This window comes from Streptomyces sp. NBC_00425 (assembly GCF_036030735.1).
Classification (GTDB): Bacteria; Actinomycetota; Actinomycetes; order Streptomycetales; family Streptomycetaceae; genus Streptomyces.
This window is the reverse complement of the sequence record NZ_CP107928.1, coordinates 8,164,514-8,189,312: the sequence shown is the minus strand read 5'-3', so window position 1 is coordinate 8,189,312 and position 24,799 is coordinate 8,164,514. Positions and strand designations below refer to the sequence as shown.

The 24,799-nt window shown below is 71.2% G+C and carries 19 protein-coding genes; 9 read left to right on the top strand and 10 right to left on the bottom strand.

From position 1 onward, the window contains the following. Window positions 1-263: 263 nt before the first annotated feature. Complete coding sequence (galU, locus tag OHS82_RS36065) at window positions 264-1,313, top strand: UTP--glucose-1-phosphate uridylyltransferase GalU (protein WP_242433219.1); 1,050 nt, start codon at window positions 264-266, stop codon at window positions 1,311-1,313. A gap of 69 nt (window positions 1,314-1,382) precedes the next feature. On the opposite strand, the gene OHS82_RS36060 is transcribed toward galU, so the two are convergent. Further along, window positions 1,383-1,820 carry a DUF4442 domain-containing protein gene (locus tag OHS82_RS36060; RefSeq protein ID WP_057580654.1) on the bottom strand — a complete coding sequence of 146 codons (438 nt, stop codon included), beginning with the start codon at window positions 1,818-1,820 and terminating at the stop codon, window positions 1,383-1,385. 254 nt (window positions 1,821-2,074) lie between these two features. Between OHS82_RS36060 and OHS82_RS36055 the strand changes: the two genes are divergently transcribed. Continuing rightward, complete coding sequence (locus OHS82_RS36055) at window positions 2,075-3,103, top strand: hypothetical protein (RefSeq protein ID WP_057580653.1); 1,029 nt, start codon at window positions 2,075-2,077, stop codon at window positions 3,101-3,103. Between the two features lie 78 nt (window positions 3,104-3,181). Here OHS82_RS36055 and OHS82_RS36050 read toward each other — a convergent pair whose 3' ends face one another. The 3 genes from OHS82_RS36050 to OHS82_RS36040 form a co-directional block, all read right to left on the bottom strand. After that, window positions 3,182-3,973, bottom strand: a complete 792-nt coding sequence (locus OHS82_RS36050) for a spermidine synthase (protein ID WP_057580920.1) — start codon at window positions 3,971-3,973, stop codon at window positions 3,182-3,184. A 192-nt stretch (window positions 3,974-4,165) separates the two neighbouring features. Continuing rightward, the gene (tuf, locus tag OHS82_RS36045; protein ID WP_057580652.1) at window positions 4,166-5,335 is read right to left on the bottom strand and encodes an elongation factor Tu; all 1,170 of its coding nucleotides are present in this window, start codon (window positions 5,333-5,335) and stop codon (window positions 4,166-4,168) included. 324 nt (window positions 5,336-5,659) lie between these two features. Continuing rightward, window positions 5,660-6,394: a DNA alkylation repair protein gene (locus OHS82_RS36040; RefSeq protein WP_328435291.1), complete on the bottom strand. Its 735-nt coding sequence runs from the start codon at window positions 6,392-6,394 to the stop codon at window positions 5,660-5,662. 49 nt (window positions 6,395-6,443) lie between these two features. Here OHS82_RS36040 and OHS82_RS36035 point away from each other — a divergent pair, with 49 nt between their 5' ends. After that, a complete protein-coding gene (locus OHS82_RS36035; RefSeq protein ID WP_057580651.1) occupies window positions 6,444-7,274 on the top strand; it encodes a TVP38/TMEM64 family protein in 831 nt (276 codons plus the stop codon). Window positions 7,275-7,298: 24 nt separating this feature from the next. On the opposite strand, the gene OHS82_RS36030 is transcribed toward OHS82_RS36035, so the two are convergent. From OHS82_RS36030 to OHS82_RS36020, 3 genes are read right to left on the bottom strand one after another with little or no spacing between them, the layout of a single operon-like run. Further along, window positions 7,299-8,012, bottom strand: coding sequence for a cupin domain-containing protein (locus tag OHS82_RS36030; RefSeq protein WP_057580650.1), 714 nt, complete (start codon window positions 8,010-8,012; stop codon window positions 7,299-7,301). Then, window positions 8,006-8,935, bottom strand: a complete 930-nt coding sequence (locus tag OHS82_RS36025) for a PmoA family protein (protein WP_057580649.1) — start codon at window positions 8,933-8,935, stop codon at window positions 8,006-8,008. The genes OHS82_RS36030 and OHS82_RS36025 overlap by 7 nt, the downstream gene beginning before the upstream one ends. After that, window positions 8,932-10,122, bottom strand: coding sequence for a Gfo/Idh/MocA family protein (locus tag OHS82_RS36020; protein ID WP_057580916.1), 1,191 nt, complete (start codon window positions 10,120-10,122; stop codon window positions 8,932-8,934). Before OHS82_RS36020 ends, OHS82_RS36025 begins: the two co-directional genes overlap by 4 nt. 565 nt (window positions 10,123-10,687) lie before the next feature. On the opposite strand from OHS82_RS36020, the gene OHS82_RS36015 reads away from it, so the two are divergent. Beyond that, entirely contained in the window at window positions 10,688-11,563 is an 876-nt protein-coding gene (locus tag OHS82_RS36015) for an undecaprenyl-diphosphate phosphatase (protein ID WP_328435289.1), read from the top strand. 267 nt (window positions 11,564-11,830) lie between these two features. On the opposite strand, the gene OHS82_RS36010 is transcribed toward OHS82_RS36015, so the two are convergent. The 3 genes from OHS82_RS36010 to OHS82_RS36000 form a co-directional block, all read right to left on the bottom strand. Further along, the gene (locus OHS82_RS36010) at window positions 11,831-12,118 is read right to left on the bottom strand and encodes a hypothetical protein (protein WP_328435287.1); all 288 of its coding nucleotides are present in this window, start codon (window positions 12,116-12,118) and stop codon (window positions 11,831-11,833) included. A gap of 175 nt (window positions 12,119-12,293) precedes the next feature. Continuing rightward, a complete protein-coding gene (locus OHS82_RS36005; RefSeq protein WP_328435285.1) occupies window positions 12,294-14,693 on the bottom strand; it encodes a 2OG-Fe(II) oxygenase in 2,400 nt (799 codons plus the stop codon). 717 nt (window positions 14,694-15,410) lie between these two features. After that, a complete protein-coding gene (locus OHS82_RS36000) occupies window positions 15,411-16,115 on the bottom strand; it encodes a PE-PGRS family protein (RefSeq protein ID WP_328435283.1) in 705 nt (234 codons plus the stop codon). A gap of 32 nt (window positions 16,116-16,147) precedes the next feature. On the opposite strand from OHS82_RS36000, the gene OHS82_RS35995 reads away from it, so the two are divergent. From OHS82_RS35995 to OHS82_RS35975, 5 genes are all read left to right on the top strand, one after another. Continuing rightward, window positions 16,148-16,528: a TatD family hydrolase gene (locus OHS82_RS35995; protein ID WP_328435281.1), complete on the top strand. Its 381-nt coding sequence runs from the start codon at window positions 16,148-16,150 to the stop codon at window positions 16,526-16,528. Window positions 16,529-16,725: 197 nt separating this feature from the next. Then, complete coding sequence (locus OHS82_RS35990) at window positions 16,726-16,872, top strand: hypothetical protein (RefSeq protein ID WP_328435279.1); 147 nt, start codon at window positions 16,726-16,728, stop codon at window positions 16,870-16,872. 94 nt (window positions 16,873-16,966) lie between these two features. Next, entirely contained in the window at window positions 16,967-18,265 is a 1,299-nt protein-coding gene (locus OHS82_RS35985; protein ID WP_328435277.1) for a restriction endonuclease-related protein, read from the top strand. Further along, window positions 18,262-21,570, top strand: coding sequence for a hypothetical protein (locus tag OHS82_RS35980; protein ID WP_328435275.1), 3,309 nt, complete (start codon window positions 18,262-18,264; stop codon window positions 21,568-21,570). The genes OHS82_RS35985 and OHS82_RS35980 overlap by 4 nt, the downstream gene beginning before the upstream one ends. Beyond that, complete coding sequence (locus tag OHS82_RS35975) at window positions 21,570-24,215, top strand: pPIWI_RE module domain-containing protein (protein WP_328435273.1); 2,646 nt, start codon at window positions 21,570-21,572, stop codon at window positions 24,213-24,215. Before OHS82_RS35980 ends, OHS82_RS35975 begins: the two co-directional genes overlap by 1 nt. The last annotated feature ends 584 nt before the right edge of the window (window positions 24,216-24,799 follow it).

The following is a 24,799-nucleotide window of genomic DNA, read 5'->3' as shown; positions in this document are numbered from 1 at the left end:
AAACAAGGAGTTCGGGTGACCCAAGTTCAAAGCGTGGGAATTTCAGATAAGTTACCGGCGGTATCCGCACCCGTTTTCGAAACCGCACCGGACGGCCGGGCTCAACTTGCGCCCGCGAAAAGCAGGATGGCGCACGAAATCTTCGGCCCCGGGCCCCTCGCGGCGGCCCTGCGCTTCGCCCGGGCAGCCGGCGCGGCCGGTCCACAGGAATCTCCGAGGCGGCTCTCGGCGTACTCCCATCACCGTCGGTCAGCATGATCGGCATGAGCACCCCCCGCCCCGCACCCAGCGTCCGCAAAGCGGTCGTCCCCGCCGCCGGTCTCGGTACCCGGTTCCTTCCCGCCACCAAGGCGACCCCGAAGGAGATGCTCCCGGTCGTCGACAAGCCGGCCATCCAGTACGTCGTCGAGGAGGCGGCCGCCGCCGGTCTGGACGACGTGCTGATGGTCACGGGACGGCACAAGCGGGCCATCGAGGACCACTTCGACCACGCCTTCGAACTGGAGCAGGCGCTCGCCGCGAAGGGCGACACCGTGCGCCTGGACGCCGTGCGCGACCCGGCCCGGCTCGCCGACATCCACCACATCCGGCAGGGCGACCCGCTGGGCCTGGGCCACGCGGTGCTCTGCGCCCGCAACCACGTGGGCGACCAGCCCTTCGCCGTGCTGCTCGGCGACGACCTCATCGACCCGCGCGAGACCCTGCTCAGCAGGATGCTCGAGGTCCGCGACCGGTACGCCGGCAGCGTGGTCGCCCTCATGGAGGTCCCGCCGGAGCAGGTCCACCTCTACGGCTGCGCGGCAGTGGAGCCCTCCGGCGAGGACGGGGTCGTACGCGTCACCGGGCTGGTGGAGAAACCCGCACGCGAGGACGCGCCGAGCCGGTACGCGGTGATCGGGCGGTATGTCCTCGACCCGGCCGTGTTCGAGGTCCTGGAGCGCACCGGACCGGGCCGCGGCGGTGAGATCCAGCTGACCGACGCCCTCCAGGAACTCGCGGCGGGCGGCACGGTGCACGGCGTGGTCTTCTCGGGCCGCCGTTACGACACCGGAGACAAGGCCGACTATCTGCGCACGGTGGTCCGCCTCGCCTGCGACCGGCCCGACCTGGGACCGGAGTTCACGGCCTGGCTCAGGGAGTTCGTGGCGGCCCTGGACTCCGGTGACACCGCACGGGAGCAGGAACAACAGCGGCCACAGGGACCGGAGCAGGTGCGGGCACAGGTGCAGGGGCAGGAACGCGGACAGGAGCGGGAACGGGGACAGGAGCGGGAGCCGGCGCGGCCGGACGCGGCGCAGCGGTCGGCGGCTTGACGTCGTCGCCCATGACGCCGCGCCCGCAGGACGCGGCGCCGACGGCCGCCGCCGGCAGGAGAAGCCGGCTCAGCCGTTGGGACGCAGGGTCCAGATCACGGTCATCTCGCCGGTGACGGCCCCGTCGGCACGGCGGATCTCGATGGCGACCGGGAACTCGGGACGCTCCCCGGCGTCGAGTTCCGCGACCACCTCGGCGGCCGGACGGCCCAGCGTGGCGGTGGCGGTGACCGGGCCCATGGCGAGCTTGCGGTAGGCGATCTCGGCGCCGACGGCGAGCGGCACCGCACGGGAGAGCTGGTCGCCGAACGCGGCCAGGACGATCGCGCCGCTGGCGGACTCGCCGAGCGTGAACATCGCCCCGGCGTGCGGGCCGCCCACGTGGTTGTGGAACTCGCCCTGGTCCGGAAGGGCGACCACGGCCTTCTCCGGACCGGTCTCCAGGAACTCGAGGTGGAGGGTCCGGGCCATCGGCACGGTGGCGGCGAGCATCTCGCCGACGGACATCTGGTCTGCGCTCATACCTGGAGGTTACCTGTGAGTAGCTTCGGCTGGCCAGACCGGTGTGACGAGCCCCGCACCCCGATCCCCGGTGATGTGGACGACATCCGCGCACGGCCGGGACGCGAGCGGCCGTCGCCGCAATCCGGGAGGTCACGGACACTGTCCGCGTGTTCCGGCCGGCGGCGCCCCGATTCGGTACGTCCCTGACAAGGGGCGGTGACCGAATCGTGTCCTGCACGGCACTAGGGTTTCTGGCCATGTGGCCAGGACAGCAGCCCCCCGGGGGAGAGCAGAACCCGCAGGCGCAGAACAACCCGTACCAGCAGCCGGGATACCAGCAGCCGAATCCGTATCAGCAGCCCGGCTACCAGCAGCAGCCCAACCCCTATGCCCAGCAGCCGCAGTGGGGCGCTCCGGCGCCGACGGTGGTGTCCCCGCCGCCCGGCGGCAGCGGCGGGACCGGGGGCGGGGGCAACCGGACGAAGCTGGTCGCCATCGTCGCGGCCTCCGCCGTCGTCGTGGCCGCCGGAGTCACCGGCTTCCTCGTGCTGGGCGGCGGCGACGACGAGAAGACCGACGCGAGCAAGGACAGCCCGAGCCCCAAGGCCTCCGTCTCCGCCTCGGCCTCCGACTCGTCCGGCACGGACGACAACCCGCGGGGCAACGAGACCGAGAAGCCGACCGTCGCCGGCTGGAAGGTCGTCGTGAACCCCAAGTGGGGCCTCGCCTACGACGTGCCGGCGGACTGGGAGGTCCAGTCGCCGGGCCTGAGCCAGGGCTTCGAGTGGGAGGACAAGAAGAAGTCCGACGGCTACGACCGGATCCTTCAGGGGGGCACGGCCGAGCTCAAGTCGAAGTGGTGCTCCACGGACTCCGACAAGGACGGCAAGACCGAGGACACCGCGCTGGCCGTGGTCGGCTCCAAGGGCGCCGAGGGCGCCAAGACCACCGACGAGATCGCGATCAACACGCCCGCCTGGTGGGTGTTCGGCGGCTACACCGAGCCGGACAAGAAGAGCCTCACCTTCGACAAGAAGGCCACCGCCTTCACCACCGCCTCGGGCATCAAGGGCAGTTACGCCTGGGCCCGGTCGACGAACACGCCCCAGAAGGGGAAGTGCGACAGCGACGGCAAGGCGATCACGTTCGGCTTCAAGAACTCCACCGGCGACTTCGTGTCAGTGAACCTCTACGGGGCCAAGGGCGTGAAGGACGAGCTCCCGACGGCCACGATCATGCAGATCCTCAGCACCGTACGCCTCCACGGAACACCCACGCACAATTAGGCACGCACAACCAGTGGCGGCCACGGCCGTGGACGGTGAGGGCGCGGGTGGCGGGCGGGGTCGGGCGAGGGGCGCCGGTCAGCCGATGCCGAACGCGCCCTCGGGCGGCTCGGGCGAGGGGACGGCGTCCTCGTCCCGCACCGGGTGCGCGTCCCCGATGAAGCGGCGCAGGCCGAAGCCGTGCTCGACCCTGGCCGGGAACGCGTCGGAGGCCGTGCGGCGGGCCAGGGCGGTCACGTCGAGGGGTCGGTGCGCGGCGGCGAGCACCGCGTTGCCGAACCGGCGGCCGCGCAGCACGGCCGGCTCCGCGATGAGCACCAGCTCCTCGAACACCGCCGCCAGGTTGGCGAGCTGGGAGCGCAGAAAGCCGAACGGCGCCGAGTCCGCGAGGTTCGCGAGGTAGACGCCGTCACCGCGCAGGACCCGTCCGGCCTGCCGGGCGTAGGCGAGGGACGTGAGTGCGGCGGGGACCCGTGAGCCGCCGAAGACGTCGGCCACGAGTACGTCGGCGGAGTCGTCGGGCGCCGCCTCCAGCCAGGCCCGCGCGTCCTCGGCGTGCAGGGCGATGCCCGCCCCCACAGGCAGGGGCAGGCACTCGGCGACCAGGTCCAGCAGGCCGTGGTCGAACTCGACGACGTCCTGCCGGGAGCCCGGCCGGGTGGCGGCCAGGTACCGGGGCAGAGTGAGCGCGCCGCCGCCGAGATGCAGCGCGTCCAGCGGCCGCCCCGGCTCGGCGACGGTGTCCAGGACGTGGCCGAGCCGGCGCGCGTACTCGAACTCCAGGTGGGCCGGCTCGTCGAGGTCGACGTACGACTGCGGGGCGCCGTCGACCGTCAGCAGCCAGGCCCGGTCCCGGTCGACGTCGGGCATCAGCTTGGCGACGCCGTGGTCGACGGCTCGGGACACGGGTACGGGGTCGTCGTTCGCCTGCCGGCTCACCTGGTCGTTCACGTTCTCATTGTGCCGGGGGACCGCGGCGCGCGTCCGCGGTCCCCCCACCCACCGTGCCCGCCGGACAGCGGCGCGCGTCCGCGGCTCGCCCACGAGGCGGCGCGCGACGGCTCACAGGACGGCTGTCACCGTGCCCGCCGCGACCGTCCGACCGCCCTCGCGGACGGCGAAGCCGAGCCCCGGCTCCAGCGGGACCTCCCGGCCCAGTTCGACGGTCATGGCGACCCGCTCACCGGGCCGCGCCACGGCGGTCTCCCCCAGGTCCACGTCCCCGACGACGTCCGCCGTGCGGATGTAGAACTGCGGCCGGTAGCCGGTCGAGACGGGCGTGGCACGGCCGCCCTCCCGCGTCGACAGCACGTACACCTCGGCGGAGAACCTGCGTCGGGGCGTCACACTGCCGGGGGCGGCCACCACATGACCGCGGCGCACCGCGTCGCGCGGCACACCGCGCAGCAGCAACGCGACGCTGTCGCCGGCCTGCGCCTCGTCCATGGGCTTGCCGAACGTCTCCAGACCCGTCACCACGCTGTCGACGCCCGCGCCGAGTACCTCGACCCGGTCGCCCACCCGCACCGTGCCCCGCTCCACCGCTCCGGTGACGACGGTCCCGCGGCCGGTGATGGTGAGCACGTTCTCCACGGGCAGCAGGAACGGCGCGTCGAGATACCGCTCGGGCAGCGGCACGTAGGTGTCCACCGCGTCGAGCAGCGCGTCGACCGACGCCGTCCACCGCGGGTCGCCCGCCAGCGCCTTCAGCCCCGACACCCGGACGACGGGCGCGGCGTCGCCGCCGTAGCCGTGCTCGGTGAGCAGGTCGCGGACCTCGAGTTCGACGAGGTCGATGAGCTCCTCGTCCCCGGCGTCGGCCTTGTTGAGCGCGACCACGATGTGGTCGACCCCCACCTGCCGGGCCAGCAGGACGTGTTCGGCGGTCTGCGGCATGATGCCGTCGAGCGCGGAGACGACGAGGATCGCCCCGTCCAGCTGCGCGGCCCCGGTGACCATGTTCTTGACGTAGTCGGCGTGGCCCGGCATGTCGACGTGCGCGTAGTGCCGGGTGTCGGTCTCGTACTCGACGTGCGCGATGTTGATGGTGATGCCGCGCGCGGCCTCCTCCGGGGCGCGGTCGATGCGGTCGAACGGCACGAAGGCGCCGGTCCCGCGGTCGGCGAGGACCTTGGTGATGGCCGCGGTCAGGGTGGTCTTGCCGTGGTCGACGTGACCCATGGTGCCGATGTTGAGGTGCGGCTTGGTGCGCACGTAGGCGGTCTTGGGCATGGCTGTACCTCGAAGCGTGTCCGTAGGAGTTCCAGAGGAACGCGGGCCCCGTGTCACTGCCCGACCCTCCCCCTGCGGGGTCCGCCGGACGATCCGGAGAGGGTCAGCTTCGGGCGCCGTCGACAGCGGCCGGGAGAGGCGGGACGGCAGCCTTCGGGGCATCCGCGGCTGCGGATGCGGCGAGGAGGAAGGCGTACCGGAACATGTCGTCGATCATCGCGCCCCGTTCGTCCGGTGTCGAAGGGTTTTCCGCGACCCGGCAGGCAGCCCGCCGCCGGTGTCGCTCCGCCCGTCGTCCGGGCCTCACCAGACCCTCACCAGGCCTCACCCGGCCTGGAGGCCGCCGATGTTCTTCAGGGCCTCGCGCACGCTGAGCGGCGCGAACCTGCCCCGCTCGCGGGCGAGGAAGGCGCGCACGGCCTCCGGGTCGGTCTTGGCGTACTCGCGCAGGCTCCAGCCGATGGCCTTGCGCACGAAGAAGTCGGGGTGTCCGGACTGGCGCAGGCAGTACGCGAACAGACGGTCCGCGTCCGTGCGGTCCTTGTAGGTCAGTTGGTGGAGCAGCGCGGTGCGGGCGACCCACAGGTCCTCGTCGACGATCCAGGCGTCCATGTCGGCGGCCAGCCGGGGATCGGCCGCGACGAGGGCGCCGACCACATGGGCGGCGAGCAGGTCCACCGTGTCCCACCAGGACGTCGTGGCGACGAGTCGGCGGGCCGTCGGCAGGAAGGCGGAGGACAGACGTCCGGCGTACCTGCGCAGGTAGTCGACGGCGAAGTAGTGGTACTCGCGCTGCGGCAACGCCCAGCAGCGCAGCGCGATCGCCGTGCAGTCGTCCTCGCCGGGGCGCGGGGCGCCCGCCAGGACCGTGCGGGAAAGGGCCCGGCGGTCGGGTGTGGGCAGGCCCAGGAACGGGGCGACGTCCTTCATGTACGCGCGCATCGCCGCCGCCCGGCCGGGATCGGCCGCGGCCCCGTACACGGTCGTCAGCCGCTCCAGCACGGTGTCGGCGAGAACACTGTCCGGCGCGCCGGGAGCGCCCGCACTTGTGACGGTCATGAGACGCACCATACGGCGATCACACATCTTCTTCGGTTACTGTCGCTGGATGCTCGATGCCACCACCCGCTCTGGCGGCACCGCCACGGCCCCTCCCCGGGCCATCGCCACGGAGCTCGCCGTCCTCCCGCTCGTCACGGGCGTCGTCATGCCCGCCGTGCCACCCGTCGTCGCCCGCGTCACGGCTCCGGTCCCCGCGCCCGGCGGTCTCGCCGCGCGATGCACCGCGGTGCTGCAGTCGCCCTGGTCCCGCCTGGCTCTGCTGGTCGCGCTGCTCGTCGCCGCCGCCACGACCGTGCTGCTCTTCGAGCCGCAGAAGCTGCTCGCGGACGGCTGGCCGCCGCAGTTGGCCGGACCTTCGGCGGCCGTGGTCTTCGCCGTGGCGTACGGGCTGTGCACGGTGGCGTTCGTGCCGAGACCCCTGCTGAACCTGGCCGCGGGCGCGCTGTTCGGCTCGCAGTGGGGCATCGCGGCGGCGCTGGCGGGCACGGTGCTGGGGGCCGGCACGGCCTTCGGGCTGGGCCGTCTCCTGGGTCAGGACGCCCTGCGGCCGCTGCTGCGCGGACGGCTGCTGACGGCGGCGGACGGGCAGCTCAGCCGGCACGGTCTGCGCTCGATGCTCGCCGCGCGGCTGTTTCCCGGCGTTCCGTTCGCGGCCGCCAACTACTGCGCCGCCGTCTCGCGGATGAGCTGGCCTTCCTTCCTGATCGCGACCGCGCTCGGCTCGGTCCCGAACACGGCCGCGTACGTCGTCGCCGGGGCCCGCGCCTCCTCCCCCACCTCGCCGGCCTTCCTGATCGCCCTCGGCTGCATCGCCCTGCCGGCGCTCGGCGGCGCGGCGGTCGCCTGGCGCAAACGCCACCACCTGCGCCGCGCGTGACGCGGTGACCGGCCCGGACGCGTCCTACGCCCGGTACACGTCCAGCCGGCCGCACATCCCGAACCTCCCGTACACCGACGGCTCCTCGGCGCGGACGACCGCCTCGGCGAGGTGGGAGACGTCCCCGTCCGCGAGCCGGTCCAACTGCTCCGCCGTGGTCTGCGCCGCCGCCCGCGCACCGCGGAGCCAGCGCTCACGCCATGCGTCGAGCCGCGGCCGGACGAGCTCGGCGGCGGCCCGGTGGAAGGCGGCCAGGGCTGCCGCCTGGTCCGGCGCCTCGCGCAACGCCCGGTAGCCCTCCAGCGCGAGGTCCCGCCGGGCCCGGGCGATCCGGGCCTGCTCCGCCTCCGGGGCGTCGGCCGGGATCGCCGTCGCGGCGGCGTACGTCTGCGGGTCGGCGAGGTACCGCGGGGGCAGGGTGAGCACGGCGTCACCGGCTTCGGGCAGCCCGCTGTTCTGCATCAGCACCGTGATGCGCAGGTCGCCCTCGTCGACCAGCCGGTGGATCGTGCCGGGCGTGAACCAGGCGACCGTGCCGGGCGTGAGGGGCGTGACCCGACGGCCGGCCGCCGTCAGGGTCTGCACCGCCCCGCGGCCGCCCGTGACGACGTACCCCTCCGTGCAGGCCAGGTGCATGTGCGGGGTTCCGCCGCGCAACCCGTCGGACGCGGGCCAGTCGTACACGCGCAGCTGCGACACCGCGACACCGCCGGGCAGCCCCGCGTACCCGCTCACCAGGGATGCTCCTCGAGGTACTTGGCGATCTCCGGCCGCTCCCAGGCGCCGTCGGCCACCACGACGCGATAGCGGCGCGTGAGCGTCTCGCCGGGGGCGAGCTCCAGTTCGTCGAAGAACGCCCAGGACGGGGCGATGCCCGCGAAGGGCTCGTTGCGGACGAACCAGTGGGCGGGGTGCGCGCCCCGGGCGCCGTCATGGTCGTTCTCGGGGGCGTGCGCGAACACGACGGTGGCGTGGCCGTCGACGCCGTCGTGTTCGCCGGACAGGGCGAGCCAGGGGCTCTGCGACGCCATCAGCCCCGGTCCCTCCCCGTCCGGGCCGATGATCCGGCCCTCCCGGAAGGCCCGCGGGCCGCGCCAGAACAGGCCCGTGTAGCCGGCCATCTCCCGCCCGGCGGTGGTCGGGCTGCCGAAACGCAGCGGCTCCTCACGGCGGTTGACGACGGCGCTGGTCCAGGTCAGCGCCCAGGAACCGGAGGCGTGGTCGACGTCGTGCACTTCGATCCGGCGTGACTCCCGCGCCCACAGCTCCCCGCTGTGCGGCCGCCAGTCCAGCCGCTCGGCGATGACGGCCCGGCCGTCCTGTGCGGCGACCTCGTCGAAGCCGGCGTGCGCCATGGAGCCGACCCGCTCGGGCAGCTCGAGATAGCCGTCGCCGTGGACGTAGGAGTTGCCGCCCCACAGGTTGGCCCCCGAGAGGTGGGAGGCGGTCAGCGACAGTCCCTTGTGCCAGCGGTGGTCGTTCGGGCGGTAGTCGGTGACGACGTCGCCGGCCAGGGTCCGCATCGGGTGGATGTACGGCTTCGGCGCCTCCCACGCGGCCTCCGGCCGGTAGACGTAGGCGAGCAGCTCCACGCCGGTGGCCGGGTCGCTCACCGTGACGCGGTCGCCGTGGGCGTGTACGAGCCGCAGCTCCCCGGTCACGCCGGCACCTCCGCCTGCCCGGGGTTCGGGACGACGCCGGTGCGCGTGGCTGTGCCGGGGGCCCAGCCCGGGGCGCCGCCGTGCAGCGCCGTGTAGTAGGGGTCGCCGGGCCCTGTCTCGCCCCGCCGCACCGTGGTGTCGGTGAACGCCGACTTGTACAGCGCGGTGACCAGTTCCAGGCTGGTGCGTCCGTCGGCGCCGCTGCTGCGCGGCCTGCGGCCGGCCCGCATGCTCGCGACCAGCTCCCGCAGCTGCGCGAGGTGCGAACTGGGGACGTCCGCGCCGAAGTCCCGCCAGCCCGCCGCCTCGTCCGCCGGCACACCGGGGGCGGGGGTGACGCGCCAGTCGGCGTTGGAGTGGCCGTAAAGATGGGTGAGCTCGACGGTGGCGCGCTCGCAGTCGATGCGGATGCGGCTGACCTCGTCGGGGCTCAGGACGCTGTTGACGACCGTGGCCAGGGCGCCGCTCTCGAAGCGGACCAGCGCGGTGGACACGTCCTCCGTCTCCACGTCGTGCACGAGCCGGCCGGCCATCGCGCGCACCTCGCTCCACGGGCCGAGGAGGTCGAGCATGAGGTCCATCTGGTGGATGCCGTGACCCATGGCCGGGCCGCCGCCCTCGGTCTGCCAGCGGCCGCGCCAGGGCACGGCGTAATACGCGGTGTCGCGGTACCAGGTGGTCTGGCAGTGCGCGACGAGGGGTCGTCCGAGGGCCTGCTCGGCGAGCAGCCGCCGTACGTGCCGTGTCCCCGAGCCGAAGCGGTGCTGGAAGACGATCGACGAGTACGGGCCGCCCTGCGGGCCCTCCTCCGCCTCCACGGCCGCGTAGTCGGCGAGGGTCGGCACGGGCGGCTTCTCGCACCACACCCAGGCGCCCGCCCGCAGCGCGGCCACGCTCTGCTCGCGGTGCAGGGTCGGCGGGGTGCAGATGGTCACGAGGTCGGGCCGCTGCTCCGCCAGCATCCGCTCCAGATCGGTGTAGGCGTGCGGGACGCCGCCGTCCGCGCAGAACTCCCGGACGGCGGTGGCATCGATGTCAACGGCCGCCACGACCTCGGTCTCGCCCTCGGCGGCGAGCTGCTGGAGAGCGGGCAGATGGGAACCGCGGCCGATGGCGCCGGCGCCGATGACGGCGGCCCGGATGCGGCGGCCGTCGAGCGGGATCCGGGGCGGAGTGGAGGGGGACATGGACGTGATCAGCACTCCTGTGACGTGCGGCCGTTCAGCCGGGCGGTCCAGCGACGAGCGGGAAGCGTGCAGCACATGCGCACAGCAAGCGCTTTCCCATCGGCAGCAACGTATGCGGCGGCCGTGCGGCCGGTCAACCATGCGTGCCCGCTCCGCCGCCCTGCGGCGGGTCGCGCGCGGCCGGGCCGGGAAGGGGGCGGGGAGGAGGCTGGGAGGGAGGCTGGGAGGGCCAGGGAAGGGGGAGAGTGGAGGCGGGACGGCCCGAGGTCCCGGACCGGGGGCTCATCGGCGGTGAACGGGCCGCACACCGGCCGCGCACACCGGCCGCATACCGGCCACGCAGCGGCCGTGCCCCGGCTCTCCCCGGCTCTGCACCGGCCGCACATCGGCCGTGCCTCCGCGGTCGAGCGGGGACGCCTGCCGGGCTCCGGCCGCGGCGTCCCCGAAACCCCTGTGAACGAGGCGGCACACGAGACCGCTACGCTTCCTTTGCACAGTCTTGAACCAACGGTCGCGGCGGCCCGCCGTCGCCCCTCTCCGATCGGCACTTGGACTCCGTAACCTCATGTCTTGGTTTGAATCCCTCATCCTCGGACTCGTCCAGGGGCTGACCGAGTTCCTCCCCGTCTCCTCCAGCGCCCACCTGCGGCTGACCGCTGCGTTCTCCGGATGGGAGGACCCCGGCGCCGCGTTCACGGCGATCACGCAGATCGGCACGGAGGCCGCGGTCCTCATCTACTTCCGCAAGGACATCGGCCGGATCATCGCGGCCTGGAGCCGGTCGCTGTTCGACAAGACGATGCGCAAGGACCACGACGCCCAGATGGGCTGGCTGGTGATCGTCGGCTCGATCCCGATCGGCCTGCTGGGCGTGACCCTGAAAGACCAGATCGAGGGACCGTTCCGCGATCTGCGGATCACCGCCACCATGCTCGTCGTCGTCGGCATCGTGATCGGCGTCGCCGACCGTCTCGCGGCCCGCGACGAGACGGGCGGGAAGCACCGCGCGCCCAAGCAGCGCAAGACGCTGGAGAATCTGGGCGTCAAGGACGGCCTGATCTTCGGCCTCTGCCAGGCCTGCGCGCTGATCCCCGGCGTCTCGCGTTCCGGCGCCACCATCAGCGGCGGCCTGTTCATGGGCTACAAGCGCGAGGCCGCGGCGCGCTACTCGTTCCTGCTGGCCATCCCGGCCGTGCTGGCCTCCGGGGTCTTCGAGACGAAGGACGCGCTGGAGGGCGGCCATGTGGCGTGGGGGCCGACGCTGTTCGCGACGGCGATCGCCTTCGCGTCGGGCTACGCGGTCATCGCGTGGTTCATGAAATTCATCTCCACCAAATCCTTCATGCCGTTCGTCTACTACCGCGTGATCCTCGGTGTGGTGGTGATTGTGCTGGTCAGCATGGGTGCGCTGAGCCCGCACGCGGGCGAATCCGGCGGCTGAACCAGGGCCGCGCAGGTAGCGCTATCTAGCATTTCCTAGCGCCTGATTGCAGCACCACGCCATGATCATCTCCCACTTGTCTCCCACTCATCTCCCACCGGGGAGGCGGGATACGCCCCACCAGGGCGTGTACATCCGCAAAAGTAGGGGATGACGCGGAAGGGCCCGCACGTCCGTGTGGGCCCTTCCGTACGGAGGGTGGAGCGGGTCAGCTGGGGTTCATGTCCGGCCTAGGCCGCGACCCTCGCCACGAGGAAACGCAGCCGCTCATCCACCGTGTCCCAGGCATCGCCGGTGAGGGCGTCCAGTGCGGCGGCGGCTGTGAGGATGAGTCGGCCGAGGCGGGCCGGTGCCCAGCGCGCCGTACACGGCGGTGGCGATGGCGCCCATGTCGCCACTGATCGCGAGGACCTGGAGGCGCCGGATGCCCCCGGCCGCCGTGGTCTCCTCCTCCACGCGGCCCTGGAGCTGCTGCTCCACCACGGTTGCGCCATCCCCGCTCACGCTGTCCAGGGCGACCGCGGCCGTCACGGCCGTTTTCGCGTAGATTCCCACGGGGTGATCGAGCCGATGGCCTACCCGTCCGGCGCCGGTCCGCCGGCAGCCCAGGCTTGCGCGGCCGCGAGGTACCGGCAGGTGGCGATGCGCGGCCGGCCGGGACGCGGCATCCGCGTCCCGGGTGCGGACTGCCGTTCCAGGCGCGCGAGCCGCAGGGCTTGCCTGTCCCCTTTCAGCCGCGGGGCCGGGGCCATTTCTCCCGCAGCCACGCCAGGTCGGTCTCGGCGCGGACGCGGGCCGCTTGCTCACGGGTGAACACCGCGTTCGTCTTGGTCAGGACCAGGGTGTAGGGGCGTCCCTGACGCCGGGTGGTGTGGGACACGGGCAGGCCGGCCAGATCGATACGGCTGTGGATGTGGCGGCGCCGGTCCTTCGCGAGCGGCCAATCCATGACCCGACAGGTGCGGGAGGTGAGGAAGGCGTCGAGGTCGGGGCAGAGGCCGCAGCCGGACCGGCAGGTACCGGCCGGGGTGAGTGACCAGTCGTCCGCCGCGCGTACGGGGCGAGTGACGGCCGCGGTGAGCCGGGCCTCGCAGTGGTCGGCGAGCGTCTGGAAGGCCTGGGCCGCGGGTGCCCCGTCTCGTACGGTCGTCGGTCGGTGGGCCGCGGTGCGCAGGGCCGGGAGCAGGCATTCCAGGGCGGTGTCCGGCAGGCCGCGCAGCGCGGTGACGATCGTGTCGGCGGTTTTCGGGTCGCACGCCTGCAGGATGCGGGCCAAGGGAGCTCCCAGCCGTTCCATGCCCGCGCGGCGCTCCCCCTCGCGGCCCACGTCCAGCCAGCCGGTGAGCTGCTGCTCGGCCGCTTGCCACACGCCCTCCACCAGCGGTGCCGCCACCGCGTCTCCGTCACCGTCAGCGGCCCGCAGCGCGGCACAGAGGCCGGGCAGAGACTCGAGCCACGCTGCGCGATCCGCCCCGGTGTACGCGGCGACCGGGCCGAACCAGCTGCCGACGGCCCCGCGCGACCACGTCCGCCCGTACCGTGCGGCCGCCTCCGCGAGATCGGGGACGTGTCGCTCGCCCAGGGTCTCCACCCCGAAGGGCGCAAGGAGCATCGCGGCGGTGTCCGCTTCCTCCAGTCCCACCGCGACGTGCAGGGCGGCAGTGAAGAGTGGAGCGGCCGCTTCGCCCGAACCGCGATGCTTCCAGATCGGGGCGAGCGACCGGGCGCGCGTACGCGCCAGCTCCAACTCCCCGGTGTCCAGGTGGCCCTGGAGTTCTCGCAGGGCTCCCTCGGAGCCGGCCTCGGCGCGTGCCGCGAACGAGCGTTGCCGGGGCCAGAGCACCACTGCGGCCCGCCGGTACCAGCGGTCCAGGGTGTTGCCGTAGTTGCCCATGTAGCCCTCGTACTCGGACTGGTAGGGCGTGAGGTCCTTGTTCTCGGTGGTGGCGCACACCTCGGCGTAAGAGACGGGCAGGGAGATCTGCTCACCGTCGGCGCCGTCGGGGCGGGTCCACCAGTCGAGGGTGATCTCGTCGTCGATCAGGTCGCCCAGCTCGTAGTCGGAGAAGTCGCCACTGCGGCGGCGCTCGGCCCCGGGCTCCCCGTCGGGGTCGAGGAGGCACTCACCCTCGCACTCCTCGTCCTCGCAGCCGTCGAAGTGCTCGACATCGCCGTAGTAGTCGTAGCGGTCGTAGGGCGGTACGGCGTCCCAAGTCTCCTTCACCTCGGCCAATGCGAGGACCGCCTCGCAGCCTGCCTGCCCGGCGGCCTGGCGGAGCCGGGTGGCACGCGTGGCGTCGGCACCCTTGAGGCGGTCCCAGTCCAGGCCACGCTGGGTGTACTCGTGGTCGAGAAGGTACACGAGGCGGTTCGGGGGCGCCGTTTTCTGGCGGCCGTAGGCGTAGCGCTCTTCGGCCGGCTCGGTGAAGTGTTCGGTCAGGCAGTGGGCCAGGTCGGCGGCCGGGCCACCGCCGTCCTCGCCGGCCGGGCGGGTGCGTTCGGCGAGGAGGTTCATGGTGAGGGTGACGCGGTAGCCGGACTTGACGGGCTTGACCTCGTGCAGGCAGTCCGCGTAGAAGGCAGCGAAGGTCAGCTTCTCCCGAGACGCCTGGTGGACGACGCTCCGGCCGGCGTGGGAGACGACGAGTTCGCCGCCGGTGTGGTGCGAGGGCAGCGAGACCACCAGGGTGCCCACCATGGAGTCGTCCTTCTCGGAGTCCTGGTGCGGCAGGAAGAACTGGCCCTTGCCGTAGACGAGCAGCGCGTGCGGTTCGGCCCGCAGGACGGTGGTGGGCGGCAGACCGAGCGCGGTACGGACGCCGTCGAGGACGCCGCTCAGGGTGCGGTCCCAGTCGGGGCCGCCCAGGGTGATCCGGTCCGGGGTGATCTCCCAGGTATCGCGCACGCTGGTGTCGGCCAGGGTCTGCTCACCGCGGCCGAAGCGGGCCTGCCGGGCCTGCGCGATCAGCTTCTTGGTGACCGGAGCGCGCAACGGCAGGGGCAGCGCCCCGACGCCGTCGACCTCGATCCGCAGCGCGCGGGCGGACATCTCGATGCGGGTGCTGAAGTCCCCGCATCGCTCCGAGGCATCGAGCAGCTTCGCCAGTTGCTTGCGTGCTCCGTGTCCCATGGTGTTTCGTTCCCCTGGTCGGCAGCGTGCCATTTCCTCTGTCCCGGAAACCCTAGCGCTGCTGGAAGTCCCTGTTCTCAGATGGCAGAACGGCCTTGACATTCGGGGCACCCGCGCAGGTTCAGGGAAGGCCCGGGACCGGTGGGGCGTTCAGCGGGGTGATCAAGGGGGCGGTTCCGTTCCCTGTGGAGATCGACCTCAGCCGGATCTTAGGCGGTACCCCATCCCGGTGCCTATGCGCGGGAATGTCGTGCGGCGAACTCTCTGAGCGGCCGCGCCGACGAACAGCCCGGCTTGCGGCGGCGGGAATCCCGGATCGCCAAGGACGACTGACGGGCGCCAGCGCCACCAGTCGTGCGAGCCGCACCTCTGGCCGGCTGCTCACGTCATCGTCCGTCGCGCCGTTCCGGTCCGTCGGGCCTCCATCCCTTGAGGTATGGCTTCAGTTCCGCCGGCGTGGGCTCACGCGTGTGCGGCATTCCTGGAAGCCGGGTCGATGAGCACTGTGCATCGTGAAGTTGCTGGTCACGGGCCTGGTGTGCGTAGGGTTTCGGGATGCTCGTGCTGGTGGCGGACGGATGACTTCGGCGAAGATCGTCGGTCAGCGGGCGACTTCCCGGTTCGTCAGCACCAGCAGGGCCCGCACGAGGAACGCGCCGCCGGGGGAGCGTGAGTGTAGGGCTTTTCGCAAGGCTCGTGCCTCATACCGGGGACATTTCACTGCAGGAAGGCTACGACGGGCGCGGGGAGAAGATCCCGCAGATCGGTGATCTGAACGTGGGCGGCATGGGTCGCGGTGAACTGGGCGACGGACATGCTCGGCGGGCCGAAGACCGTGGTGAAGGTCCGCAGTGACCCTGGGGTGCGGTCCAGGGCCCAGGCCGCGGTTGAAGTGCTGGTGGTCAGGAAGCGGCGGGGCTCGGGGCCGATCACGAACAGCTCTGCCCGGCGGCCGGAGGTGTCGGCGGCGAGCATCACGAGGTCCTTGAAGGTCTGGCGCTTGCGCATGGCGTCCGCGCCGCGCCAACGAGCGAGCTTGAACTCCGCGATGCGCTGGTCTGTCTCCACGTCGTACGGGCGGCTCGGGTCATTGCCGGCGCCGAGGGAGGGGCGGACGGTGATGTGCTCTCCTTCCCCGAGGATGTGGGGCAGGACGAGGAGGATGCCGCAGGCGTGGATCAAGTCGTTGATCCGGCCCAGGCTCTCGCGGACCGTGAGCGCTGAGGCAAGCAGCTCCGGCACGACGTGGCCGTCCTCCGCGACCCGCATGACATCTATCCCGTCGGCGCCCTTCAATCGGTGCTCCAGCGAGGCCAGGGTCTGAGTGAGCGGCTGGCGGCTCAGGAAGTCAGCGAGGACCCCCACGGCGGTGCTCAGCCGCTCTGCTTCTTCACGGTCCGGGTGTCCTGAGGAGGTGTCCATGACGGACAGTCTGGTGCTCCTCTCGCAGAAGCATGAGGCCTGCCCCGAGTCACAGTGCACGGGGGTCCCGCTTGTTGCCTTGGACGCGGACCATGATCACGGTTCATGAGCGGGGCGGCGGGGCCCAACGTGCCCGATGTGGGCAAGAACAGGGGAAGCCCTCGTTCTCCGTCAACCCCGCCATGATTACCTCCGCACGCGCCCAACGACTGCTTCGGGAGATCCCGCCCGATCGTGTACTCCTGGAAACCGACGGCCCTTTCACCCGCCACCACGGCAGGCCGAGCCGCCCGTCCGACCTCCCCGCTCTCCTGCCACGGCTGGCCGCCTTGTGGTCCTTGGACGAGGACGGGGCCCGGCGCCAGCTGAACACCAATCAAGCGGTCTTCTTTCCGCCGCCAACCCCGTCCTGAAGGGGGCCGGGCCGACTCGTCGTTGATGCCGACGGCCGCGTCGACGGCTTGGTCGAACAAGTTCTCGCCGAGCTCGGGGTGGAGGGTGCCCGCGATGCCGGCGCTCCGGCCAGGAGCTCCAGGCGGTCCGCGGCGTCGTATCCGTCGTCGCGGGCGGACGTAGCGGACGTGCGGGCCGCCGAAGGAGCCGCGGACGTGTGCGGCCGATGTCGGTGTCCACGGAAGAAGCGGCGGGTCTCGGCAGCGAGTTCGACCTGGTCGCGGCCCGCTCCTGGCACCCCTGCGGCATCCTCTGGGTCGTCACCGAGATCGACCGCGGAGCTGGAGCTGCCACCCGCCCTTGAACGCAACCCCATATATCGAGCATCCGGTCGCTCGAAGAACATTCATGTGTGACTGATAGTGCATTGTCAGTGACGTGCTGTATACCGATCGGCTGTGAGTACTACTCAGGAAGCCGCCAGATTCGCTGGCCATGCACCCACTCAGTCCGCCGCACCGGAGTCGCCAGGCGACTGTCCATCGGCGGAGGGGACAGTGGAGTCACCAGACGTCGTGCTCGCCAGCGGAACGGGCCTGCGGAGCTCAGCGGACGACTACGTGACGGTGGAGTTGCTGTGTGCTGCCTTGGCGAGAATCCGGCTCGGTCGGCAGCAGGCGGATGCCGGGCACTTCGGGTCTGCTGAAGCACACAGTCCATTGCCTCGCGCCTGGCGTGACGCCCGGGGGCGGTTGTGGTGGAAGGCGCAGGTGCTGGGGTCGGACTGGCCTGGCAACGACCTTGAGCTGTTCGAGTGGTGCCGTCGCCCGCTGGGGTCCTGGCCCGTTCCGCTCTCCCTCGCCGACGGTGATCTCGAAGCCGTCCTGCTGGACCAGGATGAGCTGTCAGAGTTCGCCGAGCAGGCAGCCGATCTGGTCCGGCACGCAGACGTCGAGGCGGAGTTGGTTCAAAACCAGACCTTCGCGGCGCTGATGTCGTGCGCTCGGATGAACGGTGACGACGAGGAGGCTGTCCAGCGAATCTACTGCCGCCTGCGGCGCCTGCTGATCGATCGCCCCGTGCTGAGCGACCGCGACGTCCACGCATTGACTCGAGAGCTGCCGAAGGCGGACGCCGACAGCGACTCGTACCTCGCGAAGTTCGTGCGCACCGCGTACATCCTCCATCCGGTCGAGAGTCCGGGGAAGGTCCGGCTGAGTCGCTGTCGGGAGTGCCGCAACCCGGTCGACGACGGGACGAGCGGCTGCGGCACTCCAGGGTGCGACGGAAGGCCAGAGCGGTTCGAGGTGGCGTGTCTGGGCGGGTACTGGACCCAGCACAGGGCGACCCGTCAGTTCTTCCACGACCCTGGACTGCTCGAAGGGCGGCTGCTGGACCGGCTCGCCGAACTGCCGGCGGACCGGGTTCGGGCTGAGCCGTGGCCGTGTCTGGACGCCTGGGACGCGGCGTTGATCTTCGAACCGGTGAGCGCCGTCGGGGGGAGGGAATGCTGGGCGATCGACGCGAAGGACTGTGCGAGCCCCACCCTCCTCGCCAGGGGGTTCCGCAGCGATCCCCGTGTGCCGGCGCGTCGGCGCATCATCGTCGTCCCGATGCACCGCCTCCAGGCACCTGGCTACCTCACGGATCTGGAACGCGAGCTCCAGGGCCGGGCCGCCGGAGTCGAAGTCCTCGATGAGAAGGCCTTCCTGCGGCAAGTCCGCATCCGCGCGATTAAGGTGGGAGGCGCACGATGAGGGACACCCGTTCCTGGAGCACCTCGCTGGTGAAGGAGCTGGACGACGAGTGCGTCCGGCCGATGCTCGGCCCGCTCAAGCCGTGGGAGCTGTGTGCCCTCGAACTGGGGCTGTCGTTCCTGGCCGATCACATGCCGGGGCGGGGCATCGGCGCTCTGTGGCCCGTGCTCGCCGGGTACATGCGGTTGGACCCGGTGCTCGACCCGCAGATCCGGACTCTGCGTGAGCTGATGGGCCCGGTCGCCAAGACCGGGACGATGCGGGAGAAGCTCGACCACTACGTAAAGCTCCCCGCCCAGGTGCGCGGGTTCGAGCCAGGCGACATGGCGGGGCACAAGGCTGAACTGTCGACGGTGTTCAGCTGGCGCCCTTCCCCGTATGCCGCGGCACGCCATGACGTCTACCGGCAGAAGCTTCAGGAAGCCGCCCCCTACAAGGCGGGGAACGGCTATCGGCCGGCGCCGCCTGGTTCGACGTGCTCTTTCGAGCGAACTGACGGCAGCTGGGAAAAGATCCGTATCCCTGAGACGTTCGTCCCTGCGCCGGCCCCGCCCGAGCTGGCGGCGACGGCCTTCCGAACACGGGAGCCGATTCCTCTCGCCATGGAGGATTTCAAGCGGGCTGCCGCCGAGATGGACGAGCTCCTGGTCGCTCACCCGGAGATCGAGAACCGGAACTTCGTCAAGCGGCTGAAGCAGATGGAGGCCCTGCTGGCCGACCATGCGGGAGGGCGCCTCCTGGAGCAGCCACAGGAGATGGTCATCGACGGTCTGTGGCACGTGGTGGGCCTGATGAACAGCGGAAAGTCCACACTGCTGGACATGATTGCCTACATCGTTGCCCAGCGCGGGGGCAAGGTGGGCTTCGTGCTCGCCTCGGGTAGCGACATGTACGCCAAGGTCACCTTCCTGCAGGCGCTCGGCATCAACACTGTCCCCATCTTCGGACGGACCCGGGAGGGAGTCCACAAGGACCGCTACTGGCGCTCCCTCCTCCACGACGGCGCTACCACCTTTCCCACCGGGGCCGATGCTGGAGCAGCGTTCGCCGACGACCAGTGCTACGTGGAGGAGCTGCGCCTGACCAGCAGGAGCGACCGGGCTCCGCTCCCGAGGGAGGAGCGGCCGTGCAGGGGCAAGCTCTTCGTGGACGGCCAGCGCGGGCGCCGGGACTGCCCGATCCTTTCGCGATGCCCTGCCCACGCAGCGGCTCGCCATGTGGCCGATGCCCAGGTGTGGGTGACCACTGCTGCCGGCCTGGCTTCCACGATGATGCCGCAGTCCCAGATCGAGGTCCGCGTCGCCGAAGCGGCCCAGCATCACCTGGCCGTTCTCCTGCTGGACGAGGCCGACACCGTGCAGCAGCAGTTCGACGACCGGTTCCTGCTGCACGAGATTCTCTCCCAACCCGGCCGGGGCTGGAGCCATCGCGTGGGGGATCGGATCGGACAGCACTTGGAGCACTCGTGGTTCCTCGTCCTGCGGGACCCCGAGGTGACGGCGGGCGAAAAGCACTTCCGGCGCCACGACCAGGCGCTGACGGAGCTCTACCGGCTGATGATCGACCCGGGAGCCGACCACCTGCGCGCGATCATCGCCGAGGGACCGTTCACCGGGTACAGCCTCCTGCGGCGCCTGTCCCGAAGCCTCCATGGCCTCGGCGAGCGCAACGACTTCGCCCGCAAGGCGGAACTGGAGGAAGCCGCCGACCGGTACTTCGAAGAGAACTTCGAGCCGCTGGTCACCGCCCCCTTCCAGGTGCCCGCAGAGAACTGGGCCGAGCTGATCGAGGCCATGACAGCGGCCCACGACACTCCCCTGTCGGCGCAGGAGGCCGCCGAGGCGTGGATCGCGGCCCATCTGCCGGTACTCGACGGCATCACGGCCCGGGGCACGGCGGCGGAACTCGCGCAGCTGCTGCAGGGCGGCTTGTGGGCCGCGCGCATCACCACATCGTTCTTCGAGGTCGCCCAGCGTCTGCCGGCCATCAGCCCGTCGCAGATCGGTGACGGCGACGACTTCTGGAGCCGCCAGCCGCCCCGCGACCTGATGTCCTTCGTGCCCGAACAGGCCGCGGGCAATCTGATGGCACTGCAGTGGCAGCCCAACCCCGCCGGCGACAGCGGGTCCTTCAGCATCCTGTGGTTGCGTGGTGTGGGCCGGTGGCTGCTGTATCACCTCCATGACCTCCTGGAGGCCGAAGGGATCCAGGGGCCTAACGTCGTCCTGGCCTCCGCCACCAGCTGGATGCCCGCCTCGCCCCGCTTCCACCTCGACGTCACCCCGAACCTGGTCCTGCGCGAACCCGAGAAGGCCAGGGCGGCGCTGCTGGAAAGCAAGATGTTCTTCCGTCCGCCGCGCTACCGCGACGGCCGCCCGGTCTTCACCTCGGGCACCGGAGGTAACCCGACCCTCCACGCGCACGCCCTGTGCGCGTCCGCCGAGTGGATCTGCAATCCCGCCCCCGGTGCGCGGGAGTCGCTGCTCCAGCAGGCCCGTCAGCGTCTTGCCTCCGACCGTCAGCAGGTCCTGTTCACCGTGCAGAGCACGCGGGACGCTCAAACCGTCGCCGACTACATCAACCAGAAGACCCCGTACACGGCCCTCCATGTCATCCGCGACGACGATCCGCCCACCCGCCACAGCATCCCCCGGCGGCGTCTTGCCACCTTCGCCGCCTCCGGTGCCGACATCCTCGTGGCAGCCGAAGGCGCTGTTCAACGCGGCCACAACATCCTCAACGCCCGCCGCGTCGCGGCCCTCGGCGCCGTGTTCTACCTGGCCCGGATCCATCCGCCCGCCGACGACGCGACCTTCCCGCTCTCGCTCCTCAGCCGCGAGGCGATGCGCCGTCTTCGAAATCCTGTCGACATCACTCTTGACCACGCCGATCCGGTTGACCTCGCGCGCAAGCTCCGCGGCAGCGAGCGTCGCCGCTGGCAGCGACGGGTGGGCGAGCCCGTCCTGTTCACCCGGCTCACCGACCCCATCGAGCACGCCGCGTTCGTCGGCAACTTTCTCGTTCCCCTCCACCAGACCCTCGGCCGTGGCATCCGCGGCAACGAGCCCGTGCTGGTCTACCTCTGCGACGCGGCCTTCGCCCCCCGCACCGCGAACCTCGACGAAACCGCCCCGGACACCGCCCGTACCAGCGTGATCGTCGCCGCGCAGCAGCTCCTGCACGGTTGGCTCACCGACCCCGGCCCTGCGGCCACGGCCTCCGAGCGGCTCGAGCACGAACTCGCCAAGGCCTGTTGGGGCCTGGCTTCCCATCTTCTCGACAACATCGACTGGGGTCACCGCTGATGCCCGCCTACCGCAGCACCCAAGCCACCGTCCTCACCTTCACATCGGAAGCCACCTGGCCCGTCACCGGCTATCGAACGACCTGCCCGCCGGGGATGCTCGCCCTCCTGGAGAAGGCGTGGGATACCCGGCCCGGCCGTCGCCCCCGCGGCGGGCCCGACTACCTGCCCACCCGCTCGCTGAGGGACCTGCTCACCCTCATCGACCCCGACATCACCTCCGTACAGACGAATCCCCGCGATCCCGCATGGCTCCGGGCCCGGACCGAGGTCGACCCGGACCTCCTTCTGATCGCTCTGTCGGCATGGGCCTCGGCCCGCGTGGCACCCCACATGCCCGACACCGACTGGTACAGCCAACTCGAAGGCGCCGGCCAACTGGAGTGGATCCCCGAGGAACTCGACCTCGCCCGCCACGACCTTCATGCCAACGGCACCGCCAACCCCCCGAGCCACGTCTTCAACCTCCTGCCCAGCCTCGTCGCCGAGCACCTCACCAGCAACGGGCTCCAACTTCTAGGACACCACCGCGACCTGCGGCTCGGTCCCACGCGCGCAGACGGCCGCCGTACCCTGCACCTCGGCGCACCCGAGACCCTCACCGACACAGACGGCTCGGCCGGAGCCAGTGTGGACGTCCTGACCTTCCACCTCGAGACAGTGCCCGGCGTCCCCGAAGTCCACCTCCACGTAGACCTGAACATGACACGCCTCGCGACGCGCCCAGTCGAGTACATCCCCCGCCGCGGATTCAGCGACCCGACCGCCAGCGTCCTCCTGTCCGCCAAGGAAGGATTCGTCCACCGCCGCGAGCGGCCCATGCTCCTGCAGAGCGGAGTCACCATCCAGCGGCGCGGGGAGAGCAGCACCTGGACCTGGGAGCCGGGCGTCGCCGAGATCCTCGCTCGCCTCACCCACCACCAGCCACCCAGCCTCGACCAACTGCGCACCGCGCCCGGCGACGCGGCAGCCCAGCCCTTCGCCGCCCACCTCGTCCACAGCACCGGCATGACCTACCGCTGCCCCGACAAGGACGGCGCCCCGCCGGTGCGCTCGGTCCACGACCACCCCGTCGGCCACGGTTACCAGCCCCGCGACCACATGGAGGTCCTCACCCGGGTCGCCCACCAGCTGGAGGAGAAGGGGCTGGCTCCGCTCGCGCCCACGCACAAGGCCCGGACCCGCGCCAAGGCGCTCCTGCCTCTGGAGCTGCCCGACGCCCCTACCTACGAAATCGAGGTATGGGTGTCCTCCGACCGGACCTGGCAGGGCCTGCAAGTCGCTGCCGCCGCGAAGCTCGGCCTGACCCCCGGCCGATCCACAGCGACTTCCGCCGGCTTCACGGGGCCGATCAACGTCACGCTCCACCGCTGCGACCCCGGGGACCTGACCGCCGGCCTTCCCCGTTCCACCAACCCCGACAAGGCCGTGCGACGCGCCGAGTACGAAAGGAGCGAGACCGAGCGCGCCACGAGGATCGCCGAAGCCTTCCCCCGCCTCGCCGAACCCATCGCCTGCATCGTGGAGATGGAAGGAGCCGCCTACTTCTCACGAACGCGCCAAGGCGATCCAAAGAAGCTCTTCAAGAAGACCCTCCCGGCTCTCCGCCGGAACGTCCAGTGCCTTCGCCCGATCGCCCCGGCCAACCCCAATCCCGGCAAAGCCGCCCTCGCCAAGCGCTTCGCCGACACCGACTTCGCCACGAGCGACATCGAACGCGCCGCCGCCGCCCTCAACGACGCGCTCCGCCAGGCCGGCCACCTGCCCAAGATCGCCGTACCCCAGGGCATCGACGGCGCCTTCGAACTGATCACGGTCTGGCTCGTCCCGGCGGGCGAACGGATGATCGTGCCCATCCTCATCCGGCAGCACACCCACGAAGAGCCCACCGCACAGCTCATGCCCACGCCCGGCAGCCCGACCGAGCACCCCATGCCGCTGACCGCACTTCCCGAGGCGCTGACCGCCGGCCGCGGACGCGTAGCCACCCGCACCTCACGCGCGGCCCTCGCCGAGTTCATCACCGGCGCCCTGGCCCTCGACTCCACAGCCGACCGGCTCCTGCTCGTACGCCGCGCGCGGACGAGCGATCGGGAGATCTGGCCGTGGCTGCAGGACAGCCGGATCGCCTTCGACCAGCTGGTCCTGCCAGGGGTCGGCATGACCGACCCCGCTGTGACTCCGGCGATCCGAAAGCCCGGCGACCAGCCCGGCCTGCGAATCATCCGGCTCCGGGAACGAAGCGACCGCGACGCGGTCCCCCGGTCCTTCGGAGTCACCGAGGAGCTGGTCAGGACCGGCGAGGAATCGGAAGAGCTGGTTCCTGTGACGAGGTACGGGCGGTTCTCCGGGGTCGTCCAGGTCGGAGAACGCGCGTTCTGGGGCATCAACCCCCGCTCGGCCCAGAACCAGACCGCGCTCGGCGTCACCAAGCTCGACCCGGCCGAACCGGGCAACCGAACCAAGACCTGCTCCAACCCGACTTCCCTGGAGATCGTGCCCGCGTTCCTCCAAGACGGAGACAACCCCGCCGACTGGGCAATGTATGTCCACGCCCAGCGACGTCTCCACGCCCACACGACGATCGCCACCACCTGGCCAGCCATCGCCCACCTCGCCGAACTGATGGAGGAGTACATCCTGTAATCAGCGCGGCGCACATGACGGCGCTCGGGCAGCTCCCACACGGCCGGGCTGAGAGGGCGTCAGCCCGGCTGGAGCCCCTGTAGGACCTGCTCCGCCAGTCTCCGTGCGGGAACCCGACGCGGGTCCGCGGGATCGGCGTAGGGGCCGAGGGTTCACGGTGACGAACAACGTCATCAGCTTGCCGATCTTCTCGCGCGCCGCCATTCGGCCCGTTCCCGTCCAAGTCGTTCGGGACGGCCACGCACGGTGCGCTCGATCCGCGCTCTCATCCTGTGTCTGGCGAGGGAGAATCCTGGGTGGGGGTATCGGCGCATCCACGGTGAGCTGCTCGTCCTGGGCGTGCAGGTGGCCGCCTCCACCGTGTGGGAGATCTTGAAGGATGGCGGGATCGACCCGGCACCCGAACGCGGCGTAACGACCTGGGCCGGCTTCCTGCGCTCCCAGGCCGATGCCCTGCTGGCCTGCGACTTCTTCGAGACCATCACTCTGTCCGGGACGCGGCTGTACGTGTTCGCGGTGATCGGGCACGTCGGCCGACGCATCCGCGTCCTGGGCGCGACGGCGCACCCGACCGCCTCCTGGGC